The organism is Sorangium sp. So ce124, from assembly GCF_051525235.1.
Taxonomy (GTDB): domain Bacteria; phylum Myxococcota_A; class Polyangia; order Polyangiales; family Polyangiaceae; genus Sorangium; species Sorangium atrum.
On sequence record NZ_CP150312.1, the window covers coordinates 9,390,109 to 9,414,249 of the forward strand.

General features: G+C 72.8%; 19 protein-coding genes. 7 read left to right on the forward strand and 12 right to left on the reverse strand.

The features are described from left to right. Positions 1–25: 25 nt before the first annotated feature. The 3 genes from WMF19_RS35305 to WMF19_RS35315 all read left to right on the forward strand — a co-directional run bounded on the left by WMF19_RS35305 (position 26) and on the right by WMF19_RS35315 (position 4,350). Entirely contained in the window at positions 26–1,981 is a 1,956-nt protein-coding gene (locus WMF19_RS35305; protein WP_437894384.1) for a 2-hydroxyglutaryl-CoA dehydratase, read from the forward strand. A 155-nt stretch (positions 1,982–2,136) separates the two neighbouring features. Continuing rightward, positions 2,137–3,414, forward strand: a complete 1,278-nt coding sequence (locus tag WMF19_RS35310; RefSeq protein ID WP_437324189.1) for an aminotransferase class I/II-fold pyridoxal phosphate-dependent enzyme — start codon at positions 2,137–2,139, stop codon at positions 3,412–3,414. A 93-nt stretch (positions 3,415–3,507) separates the two neighbouring features. Next, the gene (locus tag WMF19_RS35315) at positions 3,508–4,350 is read left to right on the forward strand and encodes an SHOCT domain-containing protein (RefSeq protein ID WP_437894385.1); all 843 of its coding nucleotides are present in this window, start codon (positions 3,508–3,510) and stop codon (positions 4,348–4,350) included. An 84-nt stretch (positions 4,351–4,434) separates the two neighbouring features. Here WMF19_RS35315 and WMF19_RS35320 read toward each other — a convergent pair whose 3' ends face one another. From WMF19_RS35320 to WMF19_RS35335, 4 genes are all read right to left on the reverse strand, one after another. Continuing rightward, positions 4,435–4,824, reverse strand: coding sequence for a VOC family protein (locus tag WMF19_RS35320; RefSeq protein WP_272095198.1), 390 nt, complete (start codon positions 4,822–4,824; stop codon positions 4,435–4,437). Positions 4,825–5,050: 226 nt separating this feature from the next. Continuing rightward, a complete protein-coding gene (locus tag WMF19_RS35325; RefSeq protein WP_437793000.1) occupies positions 5,051–5,614 on the reverse strand; it encodes a TlpA family protein disulfide reductase in 564 nt (187 codons plus the stop codon). After that, the gene (locus WMF19_RS35330; protein ID WP_437894386.1) at positions 5,611–6,333 is read right to left on the reverse strand and encodes a hypothetical protein; all 723 of its coding nucleotides are present in this window, start codon (positions 6,331–6,333) and stop codon (positions 5,611–5,613) included. The genes WMF19_RS35325 and WMF19_RS35330 overlap by 4 nt, the downstream gene beginning before the upstream one ends. Positions 6,334–6,340: 7 nt before the next feature. Beyond that, complete coding sequence (locus WMF19_RS35335; protein WP_437894387.1) at positions 6,341–6,679, reverse strand: DUF4911 domain-containing protein; 339 nt, start codon at positions 6,677–6,679, stop codon at positions 6,341–6,343. A 411-nt stretch (positions 6,680–7,090) separates the two neighbouring features. Between WMF19_RS35335 and WMF19_RS35340 the strand changes: the two genes are divergently transcribed. After that, complete coding sequence (locus WMF19_RS35340) at positions 7,091–8,758, forward strand: hypothetical protein (protein WP_437894388.1); 1,668 nt, start codon at positions 7,091–7,093, stop codon at positions 8,756–8,758. A gap of 118 nt (positions 8,759–8,876) precedes the next feature. Here WMF19_RS35340 and WMF19_RS35345 read toward each other — a convergent pair whose 3' ends face one another. From WMF19_RS35345 to WMF19_RS35380, 8 genes are all read right to left on the reverse strand, one after another. After that, on the reverse strand, positions 8,877–10,157 hold the full coding sequence (locus WMF19_RS35345; RefSeq protein ID WP_272095203.1) for an aspartate kinase: 1,281 nt from the start codon (positions 10,155–10,157) through the stop codon (positions 8,877–8,879). Between the two features lie 110 nt (positions 10,158–10,267). Next, positions 10,268–12,811 (reverse strand): tetratricopeptide repeat protein, encoded by a 2,544-nt coding sequence (locus WMF19_RS35350; RefSeq protein ID WP_437894390.1) that lies wholly within the window; start codon positions 12,809–12,811, stop codon positions 10,268–10,270. Between the two features lie 78 nt (positions 12,812–12,889). Beyond that, a complete protein-coding gene (locus WMF19_RS35355; protein WP_437894391.1) occupies positions 12,890–13,483 on the reverse strand; it encodes an MlaC/ttg2D family ABC transporter substrate-binding protein in 594 nt (197 codons plus the stop codon). Positions 13,484–13,872: 389 nt separating this feature from the next. Then, positions 13,873–15,336, reverse strand: a complete 1,464-nt coding sequence (locus WMF19_RS35360; RefSeq protein WP_437894392.1) for a sensor histidine kinase — start codon at positions 15,334–15,336, stop codon at positions 13,873–13,875. Continuing rightward, positions 15,336–16,553 (reverse strand): type II secretion system F family protein, encoded by a 1,218-nt coding sequence (locus WMF19_RS35365; RefSeq protein ID WP_437894393.1) that lies wholly within the window; start codon positions 16,551–16,553, stop codon positions 15,336–15,338. The genes WMF19_RS35360 and WMF19_RS35365 overlap by 1 nt, the downstream gene beginning before the upstream one ends. Positions 16,554–17,345: 792 nt before the next feature. Next, positions 17,346–18,131, reverse strand: coding sequence for a hypothetical protein (locus tag WMF19_RS35370; RefSeq protein ID WP_437894394.1), 786 nt, complete (start codon positions 18,129–18,131; stop codon positions 17,346–17,348). After that, positions 18,128–19,267, reverse strand: a complete 1,140-nt coding sequence (locus WMF19_RS35375) for an AAA family ATPase (RefSeq protein WP_437894395.1) — start codon at positions 19,265–19,267, stop codon at positions 18,128–18,130. The genes WMF19_RS35370 and WMF19_RS35375 overlap by 4 nt, the downstream gene beginning before the upstream one ends. A gap of 208 nt (positions 19,268–19,475) precedes the next feature. After that, positions 19,476–20,351, reverse strand: coding sequence for a protein-L-isoaspartate O-methyltransferase family protein (locus WMF19_RS35380; protein WP_437894396.1), 876 nt, complete (start codon positions 20,349–20,351; stop codon positions 19,476–19,478). A 152-nt stretch (positions 20,352–20,503) separates the two neighbouring features. Between WMF19_RS35380 and WMF19_RS35385 the strand changes: the two genes are divergently transcribed. The 3 genes from WMF19_RS35385 to WMF19_RS35395 all read left to right on the forward strand — a co-directional run bounded on the left by WMF19_RS35385 (position 20,504) and on the right by WMF19_RS35395 (position 24,087). Further along, positions 20,504–21,646 carry a serine hydrolase domain-containing protein gene (locus WMF19_RS35385; protein ID WP_437894397.1) on the forward strand — a complete coding sequence of 381 codons (1,143 nt, stop codon included), beginning with the start codon at positions 20,504–20,506 and terminating at the stop codon, positions 21,644–21,646. 74 nt (positions 21,647–21,720) lie between these two features. Further along, positions 21,721–23,556, forward strand: a complete 1,836-nt coding sequence (locus WMF19_RS35390; protein ID WP_437894398.1) for an ABC1 kinase family protein — start codon at positions 21,721–21,723, stop codon at positions 23,554–23,556. Positions 23,557–23,565: 9 nt separating this feature from the next. Beyond that, entirely contained in the window at positions 23,566–24,087 is a 522-nt protein-coding gene (locus WMF19_RS35395) for a hypothetical protein (protein WP_437894399.1), read from the forward strand. The last annotated feature ends 54 nt before the right edge of the window (positions 24,088–24,141 follow it).

The following is a 24,141-nucleotide window of genomic DNA, read 5'->3' on the forward strand; positions in this document are numbered from 1 at the left end:
CATCCAAGCGAAGGGAAGCCACGCCATGCAACACACGAGCACGACGAGCACGACCACCACGCAGAAGACGCGCCTTCCTCTGGTGGGCGAGGCGCGATCCACCAAGACCGACGTCGACATCGAGGCCGAGCTCAGGGCCTTCGAGGAGGCCGAGCGGGAGCGGCTCGGGCTCAAGGCCGAGCGGCGCCAGTGGGTCGACAACATGCTCAAGCCGAAGATGACCAAGAAGGAGCGCGACAACGTGACGCTCCTCATCAGCGGCCTCACCGCCGCGCAGGACTTCCTGTGCGAGGGCGCGCTGAAGGGCCTCGGCTACAACGTCCACTACTTCGGGATGAGCGACAACGCGGGGCTGCAGACGGGCAAGGAGTTCGGCAACCGCGGCCAGTGCAACCCGACGTACTTCACGGTCGGCGGCCTCGTGAAGTACCTCATCGACCTGCGCGACAAGCAGGGGATGTCGACCGAGGACATCATCAAGAACTACGTCTTCCTGACGGCGGGCGCGTGCGGGCCCTGTCGGTTCGGCATGTACGTGACCGAGTACAGGAAGGCGCTCCGCGACGCCGGCTTCGACGGCTTCCGGGTCATGCTCTTCCAGCAGACGGGCGGCCTCTCGCAGGCGACGGGCGACGACGTCGGGCTCGAGATGAACCCCGCGTTCTTCATCGCGATCATCAAGGCCATCGTCTGCGGCGATACGCTGAACGCGCTCGGCTACCGGATCCGGCCTTACGAGGTCGAGCCGGGCGCCACGAACCGCGCGATGGAGAGCGCGAAGCGCATCCTCTACAAGGCGCTCTTCGAGCAGACGAACGTGTTCAAGGCGCTCTACGAGGCCCGCAAGGAGTTCGAGGGCGTCCGGGTGGACAAGCTCCGGCCCAAGGCCAAGACGTCGATCATCGGCGAGTTCTGGGCGATGACGACCGAGGGAGACGGCAACTACGCCCTCCAGAGGTTCCTCGAGAGCGAGGGCGGCGAGAACGACATCCAGCTCACGACGGCGTGGCTGCTCTACAACATCTGGGAGTGCGCCCGAGACACCCGCGAGCGGCGCGACCTGCGCGGCGCCGACGAGGGCAATTACGGCCTCGCCGGCCTGGACGAGTTCGGCGTGGCGAAGCGCCTCGCGACGATGCGCCTCGCCGAGGGGGCGCTGCGCGTCGGCTTCCAGGCGTTCGCGCTGCCGCTCGGCCTGCTCGACTACCACCTTCCGGACATGGAGCTCGTGGCGGAGGTGGCGAAGGACTACTACTCGAACGACCTCCGCGGCGGCGAGGGGCACATGGAGGTCGGCAAGCTCATCGTGAACGCCGTGAAGTCGAAGGCGCACGTGACGGTGAGCGTGAAGCCGTTCGGCTGCATGCCCTCGTCGGGCGTCTCCGACGGCGTCCAGTCGCTGATCACGTCGCGCTACCCCGGGACGATCTTCTGCGCGGTGGAGACGAGCGGCGACGGCGCGACGAACTTCTACTCGCGCATCCAGATGTACATGTTCAAGGCGCGCATCCTGGCCGAGCAGGAGCTCACCCGCGCCTACGAGGAGGCGGGCGTCACGGAGGCCGAGGTGCGCGCGTTCCTCGCGAGGAACCCGAAGTACGCGAGCCCGCTCCACCACGCGCCGCACCGCGTCGCCGGCTCGGCCGCCAACCTGGTCTACGAGGTGGCGCCGCTCATCAAGCAGACGGCCGCCGAGCGCGCGGTGGGCAAGGCCAAGGCGGCGGCGGGAGCGCTCCGCGACGCCGTGATGGCCGCCCCGGCCAAGGCGAAGGCGGCAAAGGAGTTCCTCACGGACCCGGAGACGCTCGCCCGGGCGCGCGAGGACGTCGCGCTGCTCCGCGACATCGTCGGCGGCAAGGCCGCGGAGCGCTTCAGCCCGCTGGTCAAGCGCCTGGCCGGCAAGGCGTACTTCGAGAACAACCCCGAGGTGCGCCACGTGAGCCACGGGGCGAACAGCGTGGAGCCCATCGCCGCGGAGTGAGGCGGACGAGGCGGACGCCGCCGGGCGAGCTGCGCCCGGCGGCTTCCCGGCCTCTCGCGCCTCTCCGCGCCTCTCCCCGATCGACGCACCGCCCCACCCGCCGCGCGCCGTCCGGCCGCGACGCACGCGCGAAATTCTGCTAGATATCGCGCGCCATGACCGAACTGCGCTCGTTGTCTCCCGATGCTCTTGCCTCGCTCACCCGTGAGCTCGAGGCGCGTTTCGCTGCCTTTGAAGCCCGCGGCCTCAAGCTCGACATGACGCGCGGCAAGCCGTCGTCCGAGCAGCTCGATCTCGCGAACGGCATGCTCGCGCTGCCCGGCGCGGGCGACCTCATCGCCTCGGACGGCTCGGATACGCGCAACTACGGCGGCCTCGACGGCCTGCCCGAGATGAAGGCCATCTTCGCCGAGATGCTCGAGGTCCCCTCGGAGCAGGTCATCGTCGGCGGGAACAGCAGCCTGACGATGATGCACGACGCTGTGGTCCGCGCGCTCGTCCACGGCGTGCCCGACGGCAGCGGCCCCTGGGCGAAGCAGCCCAAGGTGAAGTTCCTGTGCCCGAGCCCCGGCTACGATCGTCACTTCGCGATCTGCGAGCACCACGGCATCGAGATGATCACGATCGACCTGCGCGACGACGGGCCGGACATGGATCAGGTCGAGAAGCTCGTCGCCGAGGACGCGGCCATCAAGGGCATGTGGAGCGTGCCGAAGTACTCCAACCCCACCGGCACCACCTACAGCCCCGAGGTCGTGCGCCGGCTCGCGGCCATGAAGACGGCAGCCCCGGACTTCCGCCTCTTCTGGGACAACGCCTACGCGGTCCACGACCTGTACGCCGAGGGCGACAAGCTCGCGAACATCGTGCCGGCGTGCCAGTCCGCGGGCCACCCCAACCGGCCGTTCGTCTTCGCCTCCACGTCGAAGATCTCGTTCGCCGGCGCCGGCGTCGCGGCCATGGCGTCCAGCCCCGCGAACGTGGCGGACGCGAAGAAGCACCTCGGCATCCAGACCATCGGTCCGGACAAGGTGAACCAGCTGCGGCACGTGCGGTTCTACAAGGATTACAAGGGCCTGCTGAGCCACATGCAGCGGCACGCCGAGCTCATGCGGCCCAAGTTCGAGGCGGTGACGACCACGTTCGAGCGCGAGCTCGGCGGCAAGGGCATCGCCAGCTGGACCTCGCCGCGCGGCGGCTACTTCGTCAGCCTCGACACCCTCGACGGCTGCGCGAAGGAGGTCGTGCGCCTGGCCAACAAGGCGGGCGTCAAGCTGACCGGCGCCGGCGCGACGTACCCGTACGGCCGCGATCCTCGCGACCGCAACATCCGGGTCGCGCCCTCGATGCCGCCGCTGGATCAGATCCGCGTCGCCATGGACGTCGTCGCGGTCTGTGTCCAGCTCGCGAGCGTCCGCAAGCTCGCTGGCTGATCGCCGTCATCGCCGTCATCGTCGCTCGCCCGCATTGCGATCGACGCACCGCAGTGCAAGGGTGGGCGCTCCCTCCTCCTGGAGCGCCTCACCATGCAGCAACTCACCGTCGAAGGTCAGCAGAGAGTTTCCGACCTGTCACAGCGCTATTTCGTCAGCACCGACGCGGTGATGACGCTGCTGCAGGCGCTCGTGAACGGCCATGGAACGATGGCGCAGTTCTACCACCCCGAGCTGGGCGGCGGAGGGCAGTGGATGCAGGGCGGCATGACCATGGTCGGGGACATGTTCAACAACGGTCTCAAGGCCAAGGTGGACGGCCTGTGCTCCGAGCTGTCCAGTCTGCTGGCCAACCAGCCGTTCGTTCCAGCGCCCCCGAGCTATCCATCGCAGGGCGGCCAGCAGCAACAGCAAGGTGGCAGTGGAGGTTTTGGGGGATCCCCGGTCAGCCTGTTCGTCCCGGGGTCGGGAGGGGGCTCGGGCAGCTGGTGGCCCGGGGAGCTCGGCGTGCCGAGCTCCAGCGGATCGCAGAACAACGTCCGATATGCCTACTTCCCCGGCGCGCGGCGCCTGGCCGTCGAGGTCAACGGGCGCGTCAGCGTCTACGACACGCTCGATCACCAGATCGGCGGCGTATCGCAGCAGCAGGGATCAGGGTCGTCGGTGACGTTCACAAGCCAGTACGGCGTGGTGAGCGTGCTGAGCTTGCCAATCATCTCCGGCGACCTTGCCGTGAAGCAGGCGCCGATCGCCCCGCCCGCTCCGGCGCAAGCGCCCGCTCCGGCGCAGGCGGACGCCGCCCTCCCCCGCCCTGCTCCGGCGCAGGAAGGGGATATCTTCGCCGCCATCGAGCGGCTCGCCGATCTCCGGCAAAAGGGGTTCATCACCGATCAGGAGTTCGCTGCAAAGAAGGCAGAGCTCCTCAGCAGGATCTGAGCGCGAGGAGAGGACGGTCGCCGAAGGCGACGAGGAGCGGGCGGCGAGCGCCGGAGAGGAGCGCTCGCCATGCTCCGTCATCCATCACCCGCCGTGACAGACCGCTTCGACGTTGTGCCCGTCAGGATCGCGCACGAACGCACCGTAGTAGCCAGGGTGGTACTGCGGCCGCGGCCCCGGCGGACCGTTGTCGACGCCTCCAGCCGCCAGCGCGGCCCGGTAAAACGCGTCGACGTCGGCCCTTGTCTTCGCGACAAAGGCGACATGCAAGCTGCCCTTCAGGGGGGTTCCCGTGCCGATCCAGAAGTCCGGCTTCCCGTCGGCCCCCAGGCCGGCGTGGCTGCCCGCGCCCCCGGTCATCTCCGGCGTGATCTCCATCAGGAGGCCGTAACCAAGGGGGGCCAGGGCCGCCTGATAGAAGGCCTTGCTCCGCTCATAATCCGATACTGGAAAACCGATGTGGTCGATCGCCATGCGCGCCATCATCGCCCAAACGGGCGCGCACCGGCCGAAGAAATGGGGCTGCTGCTCCTCCTCCCTCGTGCCGAGGCACGCTCATCCAGCGCTCTGCGCGCCATTGCGATAGGCCACCTCGGATTGCCGTCTTCGGCAGGAATTCGGCGCTGCGCGCCACGGCCGCCCGGACGTCGCCCCCATTGTCCGCCCGGCGCGACGTTCAGCGGGCGGCACGCAGCCGGGCTTACCGAGCGGGCCGCGCGCTCGCGCGCTCGAGGCCGCGGAGGACCTCCTCGAGCGCTTCCTGGGTGATGAGACCCACATGCCGGAATACCTCCCGGCCCCCTGCGTCCAGGACGACGACGCTCGGCACGTGGTGCAGCCCGGCGAAGGGCCCCTCTCCGGCGATCGTCGGGGCGTCCGCGAGCGCCACCGGGTACGGGAGCCTGAGCGCCGCGACGAAGGCCTCGACGAGCGGCCGGTTCTCGCTCGCCTCGAGGACGAGGAGCGCCGCGTTGACGCGCGGCGTGTGATCGCGGAACAGCCCCGCGAGGAACCGCGCCTCCGCCTGAGACGCCACATCGTAGGTCGCGACGAAGCCGATCACGCTGAACCTGCCCGAGAGCGACCCGGTCGAGAGCTCGCGGCCGTCGAGGGTCTCGTACGAGAAGCTCCGCACCGGGCCGGGCGCAGGGGCCGCCGCGGCGACGGGCGGCCCCGCCGCTGGCTCCCGGACGGCGTCGCCGCCCCCGCCGCAGCCGATCGCGATCAGCAAGAGCGGCGTGCAGACCGGCGCGAGCGGCCTCATGGCAGCGGATCGCCCTCCAGGTGCGCGTCGAAGAGATCGGCGCAGAGCTGCAGCGAGGGTGGGAGCTCGGCGCCCTTGCGCTGCTGCGCCAGGACGGCATGGCACAGCTCCTCGATGACCAGCTTGATCGGCGTGGCCTCGAGCTGCGCGCCGTCGAGCAGGATCCCCGGACCCGGCGCGTCCTCCGCGCGGACGATGGGATCGTGCCGCGCCCAGGCGATGCCGTCCTCGGGGAGATAGCGGCACCAGAGCACCCGGACGAATCGCAAGTAGAGCGGCGTCACGAGCGCCACCACGCGATCGCCTCCCGCGGCGACGCCGCGCAGCGCGAAGCCGCTCGCCGGACGCGGAGCGCGCTCACCTTCCCCGATCGCGACCTCGATCCGCTCGCGGCGCCCGGCGTCGCTCTCGACCGACAGGAGCGGGGCATAGATCGCCACCGCAGGGACCTGCAGCTTGGGCGCGTCTTCCGCGAGGACGTCGAGCCACGCCTCGCGCGCCTCGGGGCCGAGCTCCCCGTACACGTGGGCCGCAGCGATGGCAGCCTCGGCGTCGGTCGCGAGCGCGGCGAGCCACTCCCGCCAGGCAGCGAGGATGCGCGGGTCGAGCAGCGCGCCCGACGGCGCGGGCAGGCCCTGCGCCGCTCCGTCGTGAGCGGCAGCGTCCAGCGAGGGCTCCTCGACGAGATCGACCGAGCTCGGGTCGCGGCGCTCCGTCATGCCACCCTCAGCGCAGCGCGTCGCGGCGACGCGCCCCGACGTCGCGCTCGAGATCGAGCAGGAGCTCGGCGAGCTCGTCGCCCCGATCGAGCGGCGCGGCGAGCGTGATCTCTCCGCCGCGATCCGCGAGCAGGAGCGCGACGCCGTCGCTCGCCTCGACGATGCTCTTCACGAACACGACGTCCGCTGGATGGACAAGGACGTGCTGCACCAGCATCCCGGCGCTCGCGTCCGCGATCGAGAGGGGGCCGCGCGCGGGCCCGAGCTGCCCCGCGGCCCCCGAGGGGTGCCCGCCGGCCGGAGACGCGGATGCGACTCGCCTGGAATTGCTGTCGTTCCGGCCCATGGACGGCGGAGCTAAGCACCGCTCGCCGGAGGGATCCAGCGGGCACACCCGGCGGGGATGGCCAGCCTCCTCGCCGCGTCAAGATGCCGCGTCCCTCCCTCGATCCGCGGGCGCCGCGGCGTTCTCGAGCCCGCCAAAGCGCAGCGAGATCGTCGGGCCGCTCACCTTCACCCCTCCATGATCCGCGCCCGCGGCGCGCCGACGGCGCCATCGGGAGCGTGACGGGCCGCGGGCCCGAACCAGACGAGAACCGACGAGAACCAACGCGAACCGACGAGAGCCGCCGCCGCGAGCCGGGGCGGACGGGCTCTGGGGCCCACGGCGCGCACGAGGATCGCCGCGCGGGGCGAAAGCGCCGCGAGGGGCGCTACACTCCCGCCGATGTCAGCCTCACGAGCCTGCAGCGAGCGAATGGAGGAGCGCCGCGAGACGTGCCCGGCGCCGCAGCCGAAGACCGCCGTCGACGACGACGAGCGCGAGCACGACGAGCACGACGAGAACGACAACAAGCTCGTCGACCTGCCGCCGATCGGGCACGACGAGGAAGAAGGCGGCGACGAGGGCTTCGACGACCTCCTGCAGACGCTCGACGACGCGGAGCAGGGGCTCGACGACGCGAACGCGAGCGACCTCGAGATCGGCGTCGAGCTCGCCCTGGACGACAGCGGGACCGGGGAGGACGAGCCCGCGGAAGAAGGCGTCGATGTCGGGGCGCTCCACGAGGGGATCGCGGACGCCGACGCGGGCTCGTGGCTGTCCGATGAGGCCGTCGAGCAGAGCGACGCCGAGCAGGACGATCTCGACGATCACGGCGGGGCGCACGGCGACGACGGCGGCGCGGAAGGGACGGGAGACGACCCGGCGGACGACGTGGACGAGGGGGAGCTGCCGGCGCTCGACGCGGACCAGGACGGCGCCTACGAGGGCGAAGATCTGCTCGCAGAGCTGCCCGATCTCCCGGACGACCAGGCGCCCGTCTGGGATGCGCTGCCCTGGGTCGTCGTCGAGGACGCGGGCGCCGCCGTCCCGTGCAGCACGCTCGCGGTGACCGGCGGCTACGTCGTCGCGGGCAGCGCCGGCGCAGAGCCCGGGCTGACGAGCGAGCCCGCCGCGCGATCGGGAGGCCGCCCGCGCCGCGCGGAGCGGGCGGGCGCCGATCGCGGGACCGTGCTCGTCGTCGACGCGGGGGCGCTGTCCGCGCGCCGCGCCGGCATCGACACGTCGGCGTCCTCCATCGCTTTGTCGGACAGCGCGATCCTCATCGCCACGCGCCGCGGCAACCTGCTGCGGAGCGACGACCGGGGGAAGAGCGCGAGCCCGCTCGGCGCGTGGGGCTCGGGCGGCGCGCCGGTGACGCTCGCGACGACGCCGGGGCGCTTGTGGGTGCTGGCCGGCAAGACGCTGTGGTCGCCCGCGGCCGGCGCGGTCGTCCCGCCGCCGGAGACCGGCTCCGCGGCCACGGGCTCGCCCCGCCGCGACGGCGCGCCGACGCCGTCGAAGGGCGCGCTCTCCCTGACGCCCGGGCCCGCGCTGCGGGACGGCGTGCTCCGGATGAGCGCGAGCGAGGGGGTGATCGTGGCGCTCACGAGCGCGGCCGAGGGACCGCAGCTCGAGCGGCTCCGCGGCGACGACGAAGGCTCGCCGGTCGTGCCGCTGTCCGGTGCGGCGCGGCGCGCGGCCGAGGCCGACGACTGCCGGCTCGCAGCGGCGGCCGGCGGTCGCTCGATCGCGATCTCCGGCGCCGGGCTCCTCTGCGTGTCGCGCGACGGCGGCGAGACGTTCCGCATGCTGGAGGGGCTCGCGGTGGTCGTCGCCCTCGCCTTCGCGGGCGACCACAGGGCCTCGCCGCTGCTCGCGCTCGTCGCCCGCGAGGGCGAGCGCCGGGCGCAGCTCGTCCACGTGCCGTCGAACGCCGCCCCGACGCTCGTCGCCGAGCTCGGGGCGACGCCCCCCGGCGCCCCCGAGGAGGAGGCCGCGTCGATCGGACCGGCGGCGATCGCCTGGGACGCGTCGCGCGAGATCGTGTGGGTCGCGTGCTGGGCGGGGCTCGTCGCGCTCACGCGACAGAGAAAGCACTGACGGTCGTCCTCCGCCTCGCGAGCGGCCACACGAGCGCCGGCTCGCCGCGCTCAGGCGTCGCTCGCCGAGCGTCGACCCGCCGCGCTCGCACGTCGCTCGCCGAGCGCCGGCGGCGCGCTCAGCCGCCGACGAACGACGCGTGCAGCAGGCGCTGCGCGGCCGCGACGTCCGCGGCGTCGACGAGGGCGCCGAGGCGCAGGGGGCCCGCGACCGTGAACCGAGGCGCGATGCCCGCGCGCCCGAGGACCTCGACGAAGCGCGCGAGCGGCTCCGCCGTCGCGGAGAGCCCGTCGCCGACCACGCTGACCGCCGCGAGCCCCTCGACGAGCTCGAGCGACGGCAGCAGCGCGGCGAGCTTTCGCCTGGCCCCCTGCCACTCGGGCACGTTGAGGAGCGGGATCACGAGCGCGCCGCCGCCGTGACCGAAGGAGAGATCCCGGAAGCCCAGCCCGAGCTCGCCCGCCGCGCGGAGGACCTCGTCGAGCCGGAGCCCGCCGTGAGCCCGCGCGAGGACGACGTTGCCTTCGGCGACGATCGCGCGCGCCGCGAGCGCCTTCGGCGCCGAGCCCGGCGCGAACCGGCGCACCACCGTCTCCCGCGCGCCGGGGCCGGTATCGAAGGTCGACCGCGCGTACAGGGCCACGCCGGAGCGCCGCGCCCACTCGACCGCCTGAGCGCAGACGACCTTCGCGCCGCACTCGGCCATCTCCTGGAGGACCGCGCAGTCGAGCTCGGGCAGGTGGCGGGCGTCCGGGACGACCCGCGGGTCGGCCGAGTACACGCCGTCGACGTCGCTGTAGATCTCGCAGCGCTCGGCGCTGAGCGCCGCCGCGAGCGCCACGGCCGTCGTGTCGGAGCCCCCGCGGCCGAGCGTCGTGATCTCGCGGCGGTAGCTCATCCCCTGGTAGCCGGCGACGATCACGATGCGGCCGCGGGCGAGCTCGTCCTCGATGCGGAACGGGCGGACCTCGATGATGCGCGCGTCGAAATGGCGATCGTTCGTGAGGATGCCGGACTGGGAGCCCGTGAACGAGATCGCCTCGAAGCCCCGCGCCTGGATGGCGATCGAGAGGAGCGCCATCGAGACGCGCTCGCCGGTCGAGAGCAGCATGTCGAGCTCGCGCCGGGGAGGATCCGCGGCCGCGCTCGCCGCCTGCCGGGCGAGCGCGAGCAGGCCGTCGGTCGTCTTGCCCATCGCGCTGACCACGACGACGACGTCGTTGCCGGCGCGCTTCGCGGCGACGACGCGCTCGGCGACCTTGCCGATCCTGTCGACGTCGGCGACCGATGAGCCGCCGTACTTCTGCACGATGATCGGACGGCCCGCCCTCGCGGGCGGGGCGCCCGGCTCGCACGGCGAGCCCTCCTGCTGGGCGCGGTTCGACGGCTGCTCGGCCATGCTGCACCTCCAAGCGCTGCGCGCGCTGCGCAAGAGCTCGGGCTATCACGGGCGCGGCGCGCGGGCCAAGCGCGCGGCTCGCCGCGAGGGCGCGGGCCGCGCGGGAGCGATCAGGCGAGCTCGCTCTGGAGCAGCATCTCGTAGAGCTCCGCCTCCGAGGCGCGCCCCTCGGCCCGCGCCCTCACGGCGAGCCGCGCGAGCACGCTGCGCCGCCGCGGCGCGACCTCCTGGCGGACGGCGTCGTCGCCCTCCTCCATCCGCGCCGAGAGCAGGGCGAGGAGATCGAGATCGCGACCGAGCCGCTCGAGCGCATCGGCGAGCGCCATCGCCACCGCCTGATCGGCGGGATCTGCGCGGAGCCGATCGGCGAGCCGCTCGGCCAGGAGCTCGTCGTCGACGCCGAACGCGCGGGCCAGCGGCACCTGCCCCTCCGCCAGCGTGACACTGCTGGGGATGGGCGCCGTCAGGTCGGTCGACGTGTCGGTACCATCGAGCGTGGGCATCTCGTCGATGATCCCGGGGTCGACCGGCGCGGCCTTGGGCGGGGCGGCCGGCGCGCGGGGGCCAGGGGGAGGCTTGTTCGGCGCCGGGGCGACCACCACGGGCTCGGGCGGGATCGTGCGCCGGCGCGGTGCGGCGACGTGGACCTCGATCCGCTGCTCGGCCGCGCGGGGCCGCTCGACCGGGACAGGGGGCGCCGCCGGGGCAGGCGCGATCGGCCGCGCGATCTCGCCGGAGACGCGGCGGAACGCGGCGGTGATGCCCGGATCGCGCGGCCGGAGGCGCAGCGCGAGGCCCAGGTGGCGCTGCGCCGCGAGGAGATCCCCCCGGGATCGCTCCTCGATCTCGGCGGCCTCGGCGAGCAGGGCCGCGACGGCGGCGGCGCCGTCGCCGAACGGCGCTCCCCTCGCGCGAGCGGCGCCCGCGTCGTCGGCGCGGCCCTGGAGGGCGAGCTCCACCGCGTCGCGCAGCCGCCCGAGCGCGACCGACGCTCCGCCGAGATCGCCGAGCCGGGCGCACCAGCGGCCCTCGAGCAGCCGCGCCTCCAGCGCCTCCGGCACGCCGGGCGGGACGCCCCGCACGCGCGCGATCGCCGCCGGCAGATCCCCCGCGATCTCCGCGAGGCCGCGGCCGAGCTCCAGGTCGAGCGCGCACGCGGGCGCGCCGCTGCGCGCGGCGAGGGCGCGCGCCCGGGCGAGGAGGTCGAGCGCGCGCCTCCCCTCCCCGGCGGCCCGCAGCGAGCGCGCCAGGCCCGCGACCACGTCGGGGCTCTCCGGCGCGTAGCGGAGCGCCCGCTCGAAGAGCACCCGCGCGTCGGCGACGTCGCCCCGCGCGAGGAACGCCTCGGCGGCCCTGCGAGACACGGCGTGGCGCGCCTCGGCGCCGCGCGCGGAGGCCTCGAGGTGCTCGGCGTCCGCGAGCGCGCCGCGCACGTCCGCGACGTCGAGCCGCGCGTCGAGCCGCGCCCACCGCAGCGCCTCGATCCCGGGCGCGCGCGCGACGCCGAGGTTCAGCGCGTCGAGGCGCACGTCGACAGCGTCCGCGAGCGCCGCCGCGCGCAGCCACGCGAGCGCGGCGAGCGGGCCGTAAGGCTCGGCGTGCGCGGCGCGGGCGAGCGCGGAGAACGCGCCGTCGCGATCGCCGACCGCCTCGAGGAGCGCGCCGCCGAGGAGGCCGGCGTCCACGGCGGGCATGGCGTCGACGACGGTCGACAGCGCCCCCTCGGCGCGCTCGCCGATCACGAGGTCGAGCCAGGCGAGGCGCGAGGAGATCTCGGGGTGCCGCGGGGCGCGCTCCAGCGCGGCGAGGTAGGCGCGGCGCGCCTCGTCGAGCCCGCCCGCGGACGCGAGCTCGTCGGCGGCGCCTGCGAGTTCGGCCACCTCGAGCGCCCTGAGCGCGCGGTCGCCAAGCGCGGGAGGCGCCGCGCCCAGCGCGCCCTCGGCGCGGAAGCGGCCGGCCTCCGCGCTGACCACGGCCCACTGCGCCCCCTCCACCGCGGGCGCCCTCGCGCCCGCCGCGGGCAGGAGCAGGCGGACGATCCGCTCGACCGCGGCGTCCAGAACGATCGCGCCCTCGACGAGGCGCCCGTGCGCGCCCGCCATCATCGACAGCGCCTGGAGCGCGAGCGCGTGCGGCGGGGCGGCGAGGCCGATGCCGCGGGCGCGCTCCGGCAGGAGCCTGAGCGCGCGCTCCGCCGGGGCCACGGCGACGTCGAACGCGAGCGCCGTCTCGCCGGATCGCAGCGCGACGAGCGCGCCGTCCTCGATGGGCGCGATGATGAGCTGCGGCGCGCCGTCGCCGAGGAGGCCGCGGAGCCGCGGCGCGGCCCAGCCGGCGAGCTCGGTCCCCTGCGCCTCGACGGAGAGCCGGACGAGCTGGCCGCGCCGGTGCCGGAAGCGCGCCACGCCGCCGGAGAGGTCGACGGGGAACCGGATCCCGGCGAGCCGCACAACGAGCTCGGTGACGCGGAGCGGTCCGAGCGCGAACGGCTCCCCGAGCTCGATGGCGAGCGCGCCCTTGCTGACGGCGAGCCGGAGGACAGGGCGGTCGTCGGGCGGGCGCGGGGCCGCGCCGCCGCCGGGCGCGAGCGCGCGGATCGACGGCGCAAGGCCCAGCGCGCGCGCCGACCGGCCGCGCCTCTGTCCAGCAGCCATACCCGCCAAGGGTATCAACCCGGCGGCATTTCAGGCGAGTTCACGGCGATCGCGCCGGACGAGGCGCGGCGGGGCGGGTCAGACGTCGCCCTTGGCGAGCTTGTCCTTCATTTTCTGGATGAGCGCCGGGAACCCATCCTTCTTGATGATCTTCGTGAACTGGGCGCGGTAGCTCCCCACCAGGCTCACGCCCTCGGTGACGATGTCCTGCACGAGCCAGGCGCCCCCCTTCTGGGAGAGCTTGAAGGCGATCTCGACCGGCTCCTCGCGCGCGTCCTTCCTGGAGACGGCCTTGGTCTTGACCGTCATGACGCCCTTGCTGTCGGTCTCGCCGAGGTACTCGACGTTGAAGTCGAGCGTCTTCTTCAGGTTGCGCTCGTAGGCCTTGCGCACGAGCTGCTTGAGGAGCTCGCTGAACTGCTTCTTCTCGGCGTCGGTCCGCGCGGCCCACTCGCTGCCCAGCGAGGCCTCCGCCAGCGCCGAGTAATCGAGCATCTCGTCGAAGACCGCGCCCACCTTCTTCTGGTTCTCGACCCCCCCCTTCTTCAGGAGGTCGAACAGGGCCGTCTGCCTGGCCTTGACGACGTCCGTCGCCGGCCCGGCGCTGGCGAGGCCCACCGGGCCGAGCGTGAGCGCGAGCAGCGAGAACGCCGCCGCGAAGAGATGGTTCATCCTGCGTGTCACGTATGGTTCTCCTTCTGTGCCTGCGGGCCGCGAGCGCGCCTCGGGACGCTTCTACTGCTCACCCTGTCCTTCGGCAAACGGCATGGCAAACGGCCTGCCAGGTCGGACGCAGGCCCCGGTGGCCCGGCGACGTCGCATCCCTGCTCTCCATGAACACCGCGAAAAGAGACAGCAATCCGCCTGCACGGGCCCGCTTCCCAGGGGCAGACGGCGGCCTTCGCGGCCTATTCACGCGCGGAGGCGGGCTCGGCCGCGATCTCTCGGCTGGGCGCTCGGGCGAAGCCGCGCGCGGCGGCGGCGCGGGGCGTGAACGGAGCGCCACGCGTCCCCTGTGACGATGACGATGCAGCGGGCGCGATCGTGGGGCGGGCTCCGCGTCAGCCCGCCGGGCGCGATCGCGGGGAGAGCTCCGCGGCGACGGCGAGGCGCTCGGCGTGGCCTGCGTCGGATGGCCGATCCGGGATCCTCACCCGGAACGCGGTGCCCTCGCCCTCGCGGCTGTCCACCTCGATCGCGAAGCCGTGGTCGTCGAGGATCCGCTTCACCACGGCCAGGCCGATGCCCATGCCGTGCGTGCGGGTCGTGAAGAACGCGTCGAAGAGGCGATCGCGTGCGCCCGCGGGGATGCCTCGCCCCTGGTCGCGGATCTCCAGGAGCCACGCGCTCGCGTCGCGCCAGAGGCGCACGGTCACGACGGCGCCCGCGGAGCTCGCCTGGATCGCGTTCCGCACGAGGTTCCAGACGACCTGGCGCATCTGGGCTGCGTCGGCGGTCACGGGCGCGGACGACGGCCCATCGAAGCGGACCTCGACGTCGACGCCGCGGCCCGAGCGCCCCGCGAGCACGACGACGTCGCGGGCCGTCGCCGAGAGGTCCACGCCCTCGAGCGCGGGCACCCGCGGGCGCGACAGATCGAGCATGTCGCCCACGAGGTCGTTGAGGCGCGCGGTCTCGCGCTCGATGATCTCGCAGAGCTTGCGGTCCTCGTCGGAGAGCGTGCCGCCCGTGCGGAGGAGCTCGATGGATCCGGCGATCGAGCCGAGCGGGTTCCTGATCTCGTGGGCCAGCCCCGCGGCGAGGCGGCCCAGCGCCGCGAGCCGCTCGGCCTGCTCCGCCCGCGCGGTGGCCTGCACGAGCCGGCCGCCCGTCGCGCGCAGCCGCTCCGCCAGGTAGCTCGCGAGCAGCGTGACCACCACGATCGCGAGCAGGTTGACAAACATGGGGTACCGCAGCTCGCCCCACTGCATCGCGTAGGCCCCGGCGGGCTGGTCCGGCGGCACCCCGACGAGGTGCAGCCCGAGCGCCGCGCACAGGACGAGGTACGCCGCCGCCCCCGACGCCGCGGCGACGATGGCGCCGGGGAGCCCGAGGAGGATCGCCCCCGTGAGGCAGGTGAGGCCGTAGAGCGACGTCGCGCCGCTCGAGGCCCCGCCGGTGATGTACACGAGCGCGGTCCAGGTAATCTGATCGGTCACGAGCTGCGCCCGCGCGATCGCCCGGAGGGCGCGGTTCATGCGCAGGAACACGGCGTAGATGCCGGAGACGCCGTACGCGGTGGCGACCGTGACAAGCGCGACGTTGCTGGAGAAGCTTCCGGGTGTGAAGCCGCCGAGGTACACCGCCGCGGTCACGACGAGGAAGACCGTGAGCACCGCGAGGCGCAGCGCGATGAGCCAGGTGAGCCGGCTCGCGAGCGGCGCCTCGGCGCCGGCGGGAGCGCCGGACGGGAGCAGCATCGCCGGCGTCGAGAGGCGGGCGTCGCGCGACGGCCCGGCCTCGGCGTGATCTCGCGGCGCCCCGGCCTCGCCGCCCTGGCTCGCCGGGGAGGCCGCGGGCGACATCACTCCGCCTTGATCTTGCCGGCGAGATCGAAGATCGGCAGGTACATCGAGATGAGCACGACGCCCACCATGCCGCCGACGATGACCATGAGCAGCGGCTCGAGCAGCGACGTCAGCGCGGCGACGGCGACGTCGACCTCCTCTTCATAGAAGTCGGCGATCTTGTTGAGCATGGTGTCGAGGGCGCCGGTCTGCTCGCCGACCGCGACCATCTGCACGACCATGCCGGGGAAGACGTTCATCTCGCCGAGCGGCTCGGCCATGTTCTTCCCTTCGGAGATCTTCTGGCGGGAGTACATGAGGCCCTCCTCCACGACGACGTTGCCGGCCGTCTTCGCGACGATGTCGAGCGCGTCGAGGATCGGCACGCCGGAGCCGAGCAGCGTGCCGAGCGTGCGCGAGAACCGCGCCACGGCGATCTTCTGCATGACCGGGCCGATGATGGGGAGCCTGAGGATGAGGCGGTGCACCATCCGCTTGCCGGCCGGCGAGCGATAGAAGTAGGTCGCGCCGAAGGCCGCGGCCGCGGTCAGGACGACGATGAGCGGGAGGTAGGTGACGAACGTCTTCGAGACCGCGATGACGATCTTCGTGAGCTGCGGGAGCGCGTCCTTCGCGCCGAACTCCGCGAACATCGTCTCGAACGACGGGATGACGAACGACATCAGCACGATCATGACGACGACCATGATCACGATGACGGCGATCGGGTACGCGAGCGCGCCGCGCACCTGGCGCGCGAGCTTCACGCGCTTCTCGATGTAGATCGCGAGCCGGTTCAGGATGCTGTCGAGGATGCCGCCCACCTCGCCGGCCTGGACGAGGTTGACGAACAGGTCGTCGAAGATCTTCGGGTGGCGCCGGAGCGCGTCGCTGAACGTGGCGCCCTGCTCGACCGTGTTCTTGATGTCCTTCAGCGCCGCCTGGAAGACCTTGTTCGGCTCCTGGTTCGAGAGGATCTCGAGGCACTGGACCAGGGGAAGGCCCGCGTCGATCATCGTCGCGAACTGGCGGATGAACTTGACGAGGTCCTTCGCCTCGACGCCCGAGCCGAAGGTCAGGTTGAGGCTGAACTGCGCCCCCTTCTTCTTGACCCGGGTGGGGTTGAGCTGCTGAGCGCGGAGGCGGTTCTGCACCGCCGCCTCGTTCTCGGCCTCCATGGTGCCCTTCCGGATCTCTCCGGTGCGGCCGCGCGCCTCCCAAACGAACTCCGCCATAGTGCTCCCGGTCTTCTCCCTGGTCCACGACGGGCGAGCCGACGCGCCGGGGCGGCCCCGCCTCGGGGAGGCCAGGATAAAGTTCCAGGCGGTCCAGGGTCAAAGACGGTGGGGCGTTCTCTGATCCGGTGGGCGGGGCGACGCTACGGGGAAGGGAGGGGGGAAAGAGAAGAAGGGAGAGGGTGCCGCGCCGAGCAGCACGCGCCGGCGGGGGTCTCCGCGCGGCGGGGGCGGGCGGGCGCTCGGCCATCCGCCAAGACCGGAGCGGGAGAGCTTGCGCTGAGAACACCGCCCGGCATGTCTCCCTTCGGGCCATGCCACCTGGAACGTTTCGTCGCGCGCCACACAAGGCGCGCCTGAGACGCCGCGCCCACTGAGACCGGATGGCACCTCGGTCGGTGCTCGCCGCGCCCGCCCGCCCCCGCCGCGCGGAGACCCCCGCCGGCGCTCACCTCGATCCAGCCCTCGCGCTTCCATCAGAGCGGGTGGCCCTGAGCCATGGGCCCGGATCGCCGGGGCTCACACACGGACATGAGGGTGTGCCATCTGGACAGGGGGGTGGGTCATCTGGACATGAGGGTGTGCCATCTGGACAAGGCGATGGGTCATCAGGACACGAGGGTGTGCCATCTGGACAGGATCATGGGCCATCTGGACAGGGGGTGGGTCACACGGACGTGGGATAGATCCACCCGGACGGCACAGGTCGCCGGCGTGGGATCGTGAGATGGATCTCCTTGTCCGGAGGGCGTGGCGGCTTGTCCGGAGGGCGTGGCGGCCGGTCCGGGTGGGTCACCACTGGCCGGACGCCGAGGCTCCGCCGCGCTCTACGAGCGGCACGAGATGCTCCCTCACCTCGCGCACGAAGCGCGCGAGGCCACACGCGGCGCCGCTCGCTTCGAGGCGCTCGACGAGCACGTCGGCCCAACGCGCGTCCGCATCTCGCCCCGTGGTCGTCAGCACCGCGAGGACCCGCTTGGCATCCTTGCGGTCCGCTTCGCTCTTCGAGGTGAGTCGCTCGGGCTGCACGCAGGGGTCGAAATGGAGCTCACGGCGGAGAGCATCGAGCCGCTGGCGTTCCGAGTCGTCCTCGGGGACCCACGCCGCAACCAACCAGGCTTCGATCTCGGGCTCTGGAAGGGCGCCGAGGACGACATCGAACGGCCAGCTCCCAGCCGCTACCGCCTGGGCGAAGCCCTCGGCGCGCTCCGCCCTGCCGTCCATGTCACGCGCGATCACCACGGCTACGGGAGGCTCGACCTCCTCCGCGAAGAGCAGGAGCGCGGCTCGGTGCATTTGCGCATCTTCCTCGGCCCGCTCTCCTTCGAAGGAACCATAGATGCGAAGGCCGCGCTCCCGAGCGCGCTTCCACGCGCCGTGGAGGTCGAGCCAGCCGAAGCCCTCCACCCCCTGCCAGCTCCGGCACGGTGAAAGGGGATCCGTCATCGAGCCTTGACACGCCTCGACGGTCTCTTTCACCCACGCGATGCGGTCGATGAGCATGCGGTCGACGAGCTTCTGGATGATCCGCGTGTCGCCGGCGCTCTCGGCGGCGATACCGATGCCGACGGCGCTCACTCTCGCGCCTCGCTCACCCATCCCTCACCGACGAGGCTCCACAACTCACCCGGGCGAAGATAGGCGCCCCGCTTCTGCGATGTCGGGTGCTCGTCGAGCCGGCGCAGCGCCGAGCCCCGCGCTCCGCGGCTCATGACCATCACCTCCTGCATGCTCAGTTCGTCAAGGAGGAACGGCGAGTGGCTCGTCGCCACGATCTGCAGGTGAGGCGTCGCGTCGAGGATGCCACGGAGGTGCGCGACGAGCTTGCGCTGCGCGACCGGGTGAAGCGCCTTGTCCAGATCGTCGAGCAGGACGAGGCGCGGTGCGTCGAAGCGCATGACCGTGATCAGGCCGAGGGCAAGCAGCGTCCCCTCGGAGAGCTGACCGGCCGGCACCCACCCCAGCCCTTCCCACTCGACCTCGAAACGGGCGCCGGTGACCTCGCGCGATTGCTCGGCCCAGAAGTCCTGGCCCCCGACGGATATCCGTTGCTTCTCCCGGCGCCGGACGCGGGCGGGGAGCGCGCGGATACGCCGGGCGCCGGGGACGATCGTCGCCAGATCCCGTTCGATCACTTCCAGGGTTCCGTCACGCAGCCCCTGCAGGTACTGCAGCACGGAAGCCAGACCCTCACCGCCGTGTCCGACGGCCGGGATCTCCTCTTCAGAGTAGTGCTCCGCGGCGAGCGTCTCGGCGTGCAGCTTGAGCCGGACGACCGATCCGAGCTTCGCCTCGCGGGGGCCTCGAAAGAAGAGCCGCTCTTCCTCCTGATCGTCGCTGGGCAGAGAGAGCTCCGTCTCCTGCCCTTCCCTGCCGAACCACAGGTGGAACCACTCGGGTTCCGGCTCCTCCTTCGCGGCCCCTGCGCGAAGACGGAACCGCCTGCCGTCCTCCAGGACGGCTTCCAGCTCGAGCTCGGTGGCGTCCGGCTTCGCGACGAGGTCTTCCACAACGCGTTCGCCCCAGAAGAACGACCCCGGACGGAGGGTCGCGGACCCGGGCTTCACCGCGGCAAGCTGGAGCAGGCGGTGCATCCCCTCCAGCACGGTGCTCTTGCCCACGGCGTTCGCGCCGACCAGCACGTTGAGCCGCCCGAGAGGTAGCCTCACGTCTCGAAGCAGCTTGAAATTCTTGAAGTTTGCTTCCGTCAGCATCGCCGCTCTCTCGTTAACCCGAGCTCGGGGCCGGGTACAGGAGCCTACCCTGCGCCGCTCCGGCGCGTCGCCGTGAACCAGGAAGCCCTGCGGCGCGCATGACCAGCCTCCGAAGGCCGTCGAGCGAACACCTGCGCGCAATGCAGCGGCGGACGCGGGCTGGTACACCGCCGGCGAACGCGCTTCCCGGCATCGCCCAACGAGCAGCCTACCCGCGCCCGCGCTCCGCCACGTAGCGGACCGCGCCGTGCACCTCGCGGAGGAGCGCGCCCTGACGGCGCTCGACACGCACGAGCTCCTGGTGGCCCTCCCACGCGCCGACCGGCGCGACAAGGACACCCCCGTCGCTCAGCTGCGCCTCGAGCGCCGTGGGAGGCTCGGTCAGCGCGTACGTCACCGCGACCTTCCAGGGCCGCTCCGACGACGACGTCGGGCAGCGCGCGAGCACGCGCTCGGCGAGCGAGCGCCCGTCGCCGCACAGCAGCGTGACGCCCGCGCCCTCGTCGGACGGGCCGGCGGCGCTGGCCACGAGCGCCTCGTCGCCCTCCTGGCGATCCGGCCGCGCGCCGAGCAGACGAACCGCGCGCGCGTGCAGCACGGGGTCGATCTCGATCGAGGCGACGTGCCCGGTCGGGCCGACGATGCGCCGCGCGAGCGCAGCCCCGTAGCCGGTGCCCGTGCCGAGCTCGAGCAGGCGATCGCCCGGGCCGAGATCGAGCAGGCTGTACGTGAGCAGGTACGCGTGCGGCGCGCTCACGGTCGCGTGCCCCGCGCGGTCGAGCGGAAGCGGGGTGTCGTCCGCGGACGCTGCGAGATCCTCCGGCAGGACGAAGCGCTCGCGCGGCACGAGGAGGATTGCGTCCAGGTAGTGGGCGAGGAACTCGAAGCGGCGCGCGAGCTCCGCCACGAGCGGCGCCCGCGCAACGCGCCCGGCCTCGGCGAGCTCGACGTCGCACGCGATGGCCGCGTCGAGCCGCTCGGGGACCGGCTCCCAGCGATCGGGCCGGCGATCGTCGTACCTCGCCGCGAGCGCGGCGAGCGGCGCGACGGCGGCGCGTGTTTCGGTGCCCACGGGAGAAGCCACGGGGAGATCCTGAAGCAGGACCGGCCGTGCGGCTCGGTTTTTCGGGGAGCGCGTCGCGATTGTCCATGCGTCGTCCGGCTCATCCGCCGAGCCATCCGGCCGGCCACCAGAGCTCGTTTGACACGGGCGCCCTGCCCTCCTCATCCTCGGCCATGACCCCCGTCGATCTCACGGCGATCGCAGCGCTCGCGATCGAAGCGCATCGGGCCGCGCCGTGCGCGTGCGTCGCAGCAGCCGTGCGCACGCGAGACAACGTCCGGTACGGAGCGGGCGCCGCGGGACGCTTGTGGCTGGAAGACAGCCCGCCGGCAGGCGCCGGCGGCGCGACGCCGGCCGCGGCGACGGGTGATGCGATCTTCGATCTGGCGTCGGTGACGAAGCCGTTCACCGCGCTCGCGTTCGCCCGGCTCGCCCGCGCCGGCAAGGTGAGGTTCGACGAGCCGCTCGGGCAGGTGCTGCCAGAGCTCGCCGGTACGCGGTCGGCGCGCGTGCCGCTCGAGCTCCTCGCCGCCCACCGCGCCGGGCTCGAGGCGCACCGACCGCTCCATCCGCCCGGCGACGACGCGCCGATCGATCCCCTCGGCGCGCTGCTGGCCTGCGCGAACGGGCGCCGCGCGGAGTGCGAGGGCGATCCGCCCGCCGGCGGGTTCCCGCCGGTGTACAGCGACCTCGGGTACCTGCTGCTCGGCGCAGCGGTCGCGCGGCGCGGCGAGGCCGAGCTCGACGAGGTCGTCGCGCGGGAGGTGACGGGCCCCCTCGGGCTCGCGGTCGCGCCGGTCCGCGCGCTCCGGCGGCGCGATCCGCGGTTCGACGAGCGGGTCGTCCCCACCGAGGACGTCGCGTTCCGCGGAGGCATGATCCGCGGCGCGGTGCACGACGACAACGCGTGGACGATCGCGCGCGACGGGATGGCCGGGCACGCGGGCCTCTTCGGCGACGCCATGTCCGTGGCGCGGCTCGGGGTCGCGCTGCTCGAGGCGCTCGCGGGCGAGCGCCCGGAGTGGCTCTCGCGCGACGAGGTCCGGCGGCTGATCGCGCCGCGCCCGGGCGGGTCGCTGCGCGCGGGGTTCGACGGCAGGAGCGGCGAGAGGCCGAGCTCCGGCGCGCGCTTCGGCCCGCAGACCTTCGGCCACCTCGGCTTCACCGGGACGAGCCTGTGGATCGATCCGGAAGCGGAGCTCGTCGGCGTGCTGCTCACGAACCGCGTCCACCCGACGCGCGCCTCCGACGCGATCCGTCGCGCGCGGCCCGCCGTCTATGACGCGATCGCAGAGGCCATGGCGCGGGCGCGATGACGCGAGGACGGATGGCGCGCCGCATCGCTCCCGCGTTTTCGCGGGCCGGCGCGGAGCGATGCTAGGCTGCCGCGGTGTCACACGGCGCCGTCCCCGAAGAGCTGGGCCCGTCCTCCGGGCTGGTTCGCTCGCCCGCAGAGCCGCCGCGCGCGCCCGGCGCGCCGAGGCCTCCCGACGCGGACCACGCGCCGCCGCCCGGGTCCGCCAGGGCGCCGCGGCGCGCGCAGCCCTCCGCCGCGACGCCGAGCTCGCTCCGCCAGAACGCCGCGCAGAGCGGCCGCTTCATCCGCGCGTACCTGACGACGTTCACCGTCCTCGCGAGCTACCTCTGGTTCTTCTTCCTCCGCCGCCTCTTCGGGGAGACGTGGGCGAACAACCGCGTGGACGAGGTCCACGCGAGGAACGCCCGCCGCATCGAGCGCACGATCGTCGAGCTCCAGGGCCTCTTCATCAAGGTCGGCCAGATGCTCAGCATCATGGCGAACTTCCTCCCCGCGACGCTGCGCGCGGGGCTCGAGGGGCTGCAGGACCAGGTGCCGCCGCGCCCCTACGAGGAGATCGAGGCGCGCATCGCCGAGGAGCTCGGGCGCCCCATCGGCGAGGTCTTCGCCCGCTTCCACAGGGAGCCGCTCGCGAGCGCGTCGCTCGGCCAGGTGCACGAGGCGTGGCTCATGGACGGCACGCGCGTGGCCGTGAAGGTGCAGCACCGCGACATCGACGAGATCGTCCGCCTCGACCTGCGCACCATCCGCCGCATCATGGCGATCGTTGCGCAGTTCGTGCCCGTGCAGGGGCTCGACGCCTACCACCACCAGATCCGCTCGATGATCCTCGAGGAGCTCGACTTCGTGCGCGAGGCCAGGAACATCGTGCGCATCGCCGACAACTTCGCGAAGCAGCCGCAGGTCCGGTTCCCCCGGCCCATCGAGGCCTACTGCACGCGCCGGGTGATGACGACGACGTTCGTCGAGGGCATCAAGGTGGGCGACGTCGCGGCGCTCGACGCGCACGGCGTCGATCGCAAGGCGCTCGCCCGGCAGATCGTGCAGGTCTTCTGCCAGCAGATCTTCATCGACGGCATCTACCACGCGGATCCGCACCCGGGGAACATGCTGGTCGGGCCGGGCGGGGAGCTCATCCTGCTCGACTTCGGCGCGGTCGCCGAGCTCTCCCAGGAGATGCGCGAGGGCATCCCCGAGTTCCTCGAGGCGGTGATCCGCCGCGACACGGAGGGGATCATCAAGGCGCTGCGCAAGATGCGCTTCTTCTCGCGGCGGGACGCCGTCGACGTCAGCGAGAAGGTCGTCGAGTTCTTCCACCAGCGCTTCCAGGACGAGGTGAAGCTCGAGTCGTTCAACCTGAAGGACATCAAGCTCGACCCGCAGAAGGGCATCGAGAGCCTGATCGACCTCCGGCGCATGAACATCGGGCTGAAGGAGCTCTCCGGCGCGTTCCACGTGCCGCGCGACTTCGTGCTGCTCGAGCGCACCCTCCTCCTCTTGACCGGCGTCTGCACGCAGCTCGATCCGGACCTGAACCCGATGGACGTCGTGCGCCCCTACCTGCAGGACTTCGTCCTCGGCAGCCGCGACTGGGCCCAGATCGCCCTCGAGGCGGCGAAGGACATGGGGATCAAGGCGCTGACGATCCCGGACGACCTGCGCAAGTACCTCACGCGCGCCAACCGCGGCGAGGCCGAGGTGAAGATCCGCGGCCTCGCCCAGGCCGCGTCGCTCGTCTATACGGGGGTGCGCCAGCTCATCTACGCGGCGCTCGCGATCGCCGCGGGCTTCGCGGGGCTGCAGCTGTACCTGGCTGGCCAGGCGGCGCTCGCGCGCTATTGCCTCTACGGCGCCGCTGCGGCCGGGGCGCTGCTCGCAGGGAGCCTGCTGTTCACGAACCGAGGGTGACGACACGCCATGAGCTCGATCGATCTGTCCCAGTACGAGGCCGACGTCGCGGCCGCCGAGGCCGAGGTGACGCGGATCAGGGAGGAGAACGCGGAGCTCGCCGAGGAGTACCGCGGCGCTCCGGCGGAGGACGCGCGCGAGATCCTCCGCCGCGGCGCGGCGTCGCTCGCCGCCGCGCGCGACCGCTGCGAGGCGGCGCGCGTCGCGCTGAAGCTCGCGCAGACGACCGGCTCGCCGCACGGGCTGCTCGCGAAGGGCGGGGTCGTCGCGGGCTCGGTGGCCGTCGCCATCCCCGCCGGCTCGTCGAGCAGCGAGCGGGCCCGCCTCGTCGAGGAGGCGCTCTCCGTCGAGCTCACCGGCGCCGCGCGCGACCTCGGCGTGGTGCTCGCCGCGCCCGCCGAGCGCTACACGCGGGAGCGCCCCGGGCGCGACGCGGAGGGGCGCACCATCCTGGACGTCTCCGGCCACGTGGAGGGCGACCTGCTGATGCCCGCCGTCTCCAAGGCAGCCAAGAACGCGCGCAGGAGCTGAGCGCGGCGCACGAGCCGAGCGCCGCGCACGCGAGCCGAGCTCCTCGCATGCTCC

Excerpts from the sequence above, each read along its gene's own strand:
- WMF19_RS35325 (WP_437793000.1), bottom strand. The coding sequence starts at position 5,614 with ATGAGGCCGCTCGCGCCGGTCTGCACGCCGCTCTTGCTGATCGCGATC.
- WMF19_RS35310 (WP_437324189.1), top strand. The coding sequence starts at position 2,137 with ATGACCGAACTGCGCTCGTTGTCTCCCGATGCTCTTGCCTCGCTCACC.
- WMF19_RS35330 (WP_437894386.1), bottom strand. The coding sequence starts at position 6,333 with ATGACGGAGCGCCGCGACCCGAGCTCGGTCGATCTCGTCGAGGAGCCC.
- WMF19_RS35340 (WP_437894388.1), top strand. The coding sequence starts at position 7,091 with ATGGAGGAGCGCCGCGAGACGTGCCCGGCGCCGCAGCCGAAGACCGCC.
- WMF19_RS35350 (WP_437894390.1), bottom strand. The coding sequence starts at position 12,811 with ATGGCTGCTGGACAGAGGCGCGGCCGGTCGGCGCGCGCGCTGGGCCTT.
- WMF19_RS35320 (WP_272095198.1), bottom strand. The coding sequence starts at position 4,824 with ATGGCGATCGACCACATCGGTTTTCCAGTATCGGATTATGAGCGGAGC.
- WMF19_RS35375 (WP_437894395.1), bottom strand. The coding sequence starts at position 19,267 with ATGCTGACGGAAGCAAACTTCAAGAATTTCAAGCTGCTTCGAGACGTG.
- WMF19_RS35365 (WP_437894393.1), bottom strand. The coding sequence starts at position 16,553 with ATGGCGGAGTTCGTTTGGGAGGCGCGCGGCCGCACCGGAGAGATCCGG.
- WMF19_RS35385 (WP_437894397.1), top strand. The coding sequence starts at position 20,504 with ATGACCCCCGTCGATCTCACGGCGATCGCAGCGCTCGCGATCGAAGCG.
- WMF19_RS35305 (WP_437894384.1), top strand. The coding sequence starts at position 26 with ATGCAACACACGAGCACGACGAGCACGACCACCACGCAGAAGACGCGC.
- WMF19_RS35395 (WP_437894399.1), top strand. The coding sequence starts at position 23,566 with ATGAGCTCGATCGATCTGTCCCAGTACGAGGCCGACGTCGCGGCCGCC.
- WMF19_RS35335 (WP_437894387.1), bottom strand. The coding sequence starts at position 6,679 with ATGGGCCGGAACGACAGCAATTCCAGGCGAGTCGCATCCGCGTCTCCG.
- WMF19_RS35315 (WP_437894385.1), top strand. The coding sequence starts at position 3,508 with ATGCAGCAACTCACCGTCGAAGGTCAGCAGAGAGTTTCCGACCTGTCA.
- WMF19_RS35345 (WP_272095203.1), bottom strand. The coding sequence starts at position 10,157 with ATGGCCGAGCAGCCGTCGAACCGCGCCCAGCAGGAGGGCTCGCCGTGC.
- WMF19_RS35360 (WP_437894392.1), bottom strand. The coding sequence starts at position 15,336 with ATGTCGCCCGCGGCCTCCCCGGCGAGCCAGGGCGGCGAGGCCGGGGCG.
- WMF19_RS35355 (WP_437894391.1), bottom strand. The coding sequence starts at position 13,483 with ATGAACCATCTCTTCGCGGCGGCGTTCTCGCTGCTCGCGCTCACGCTC.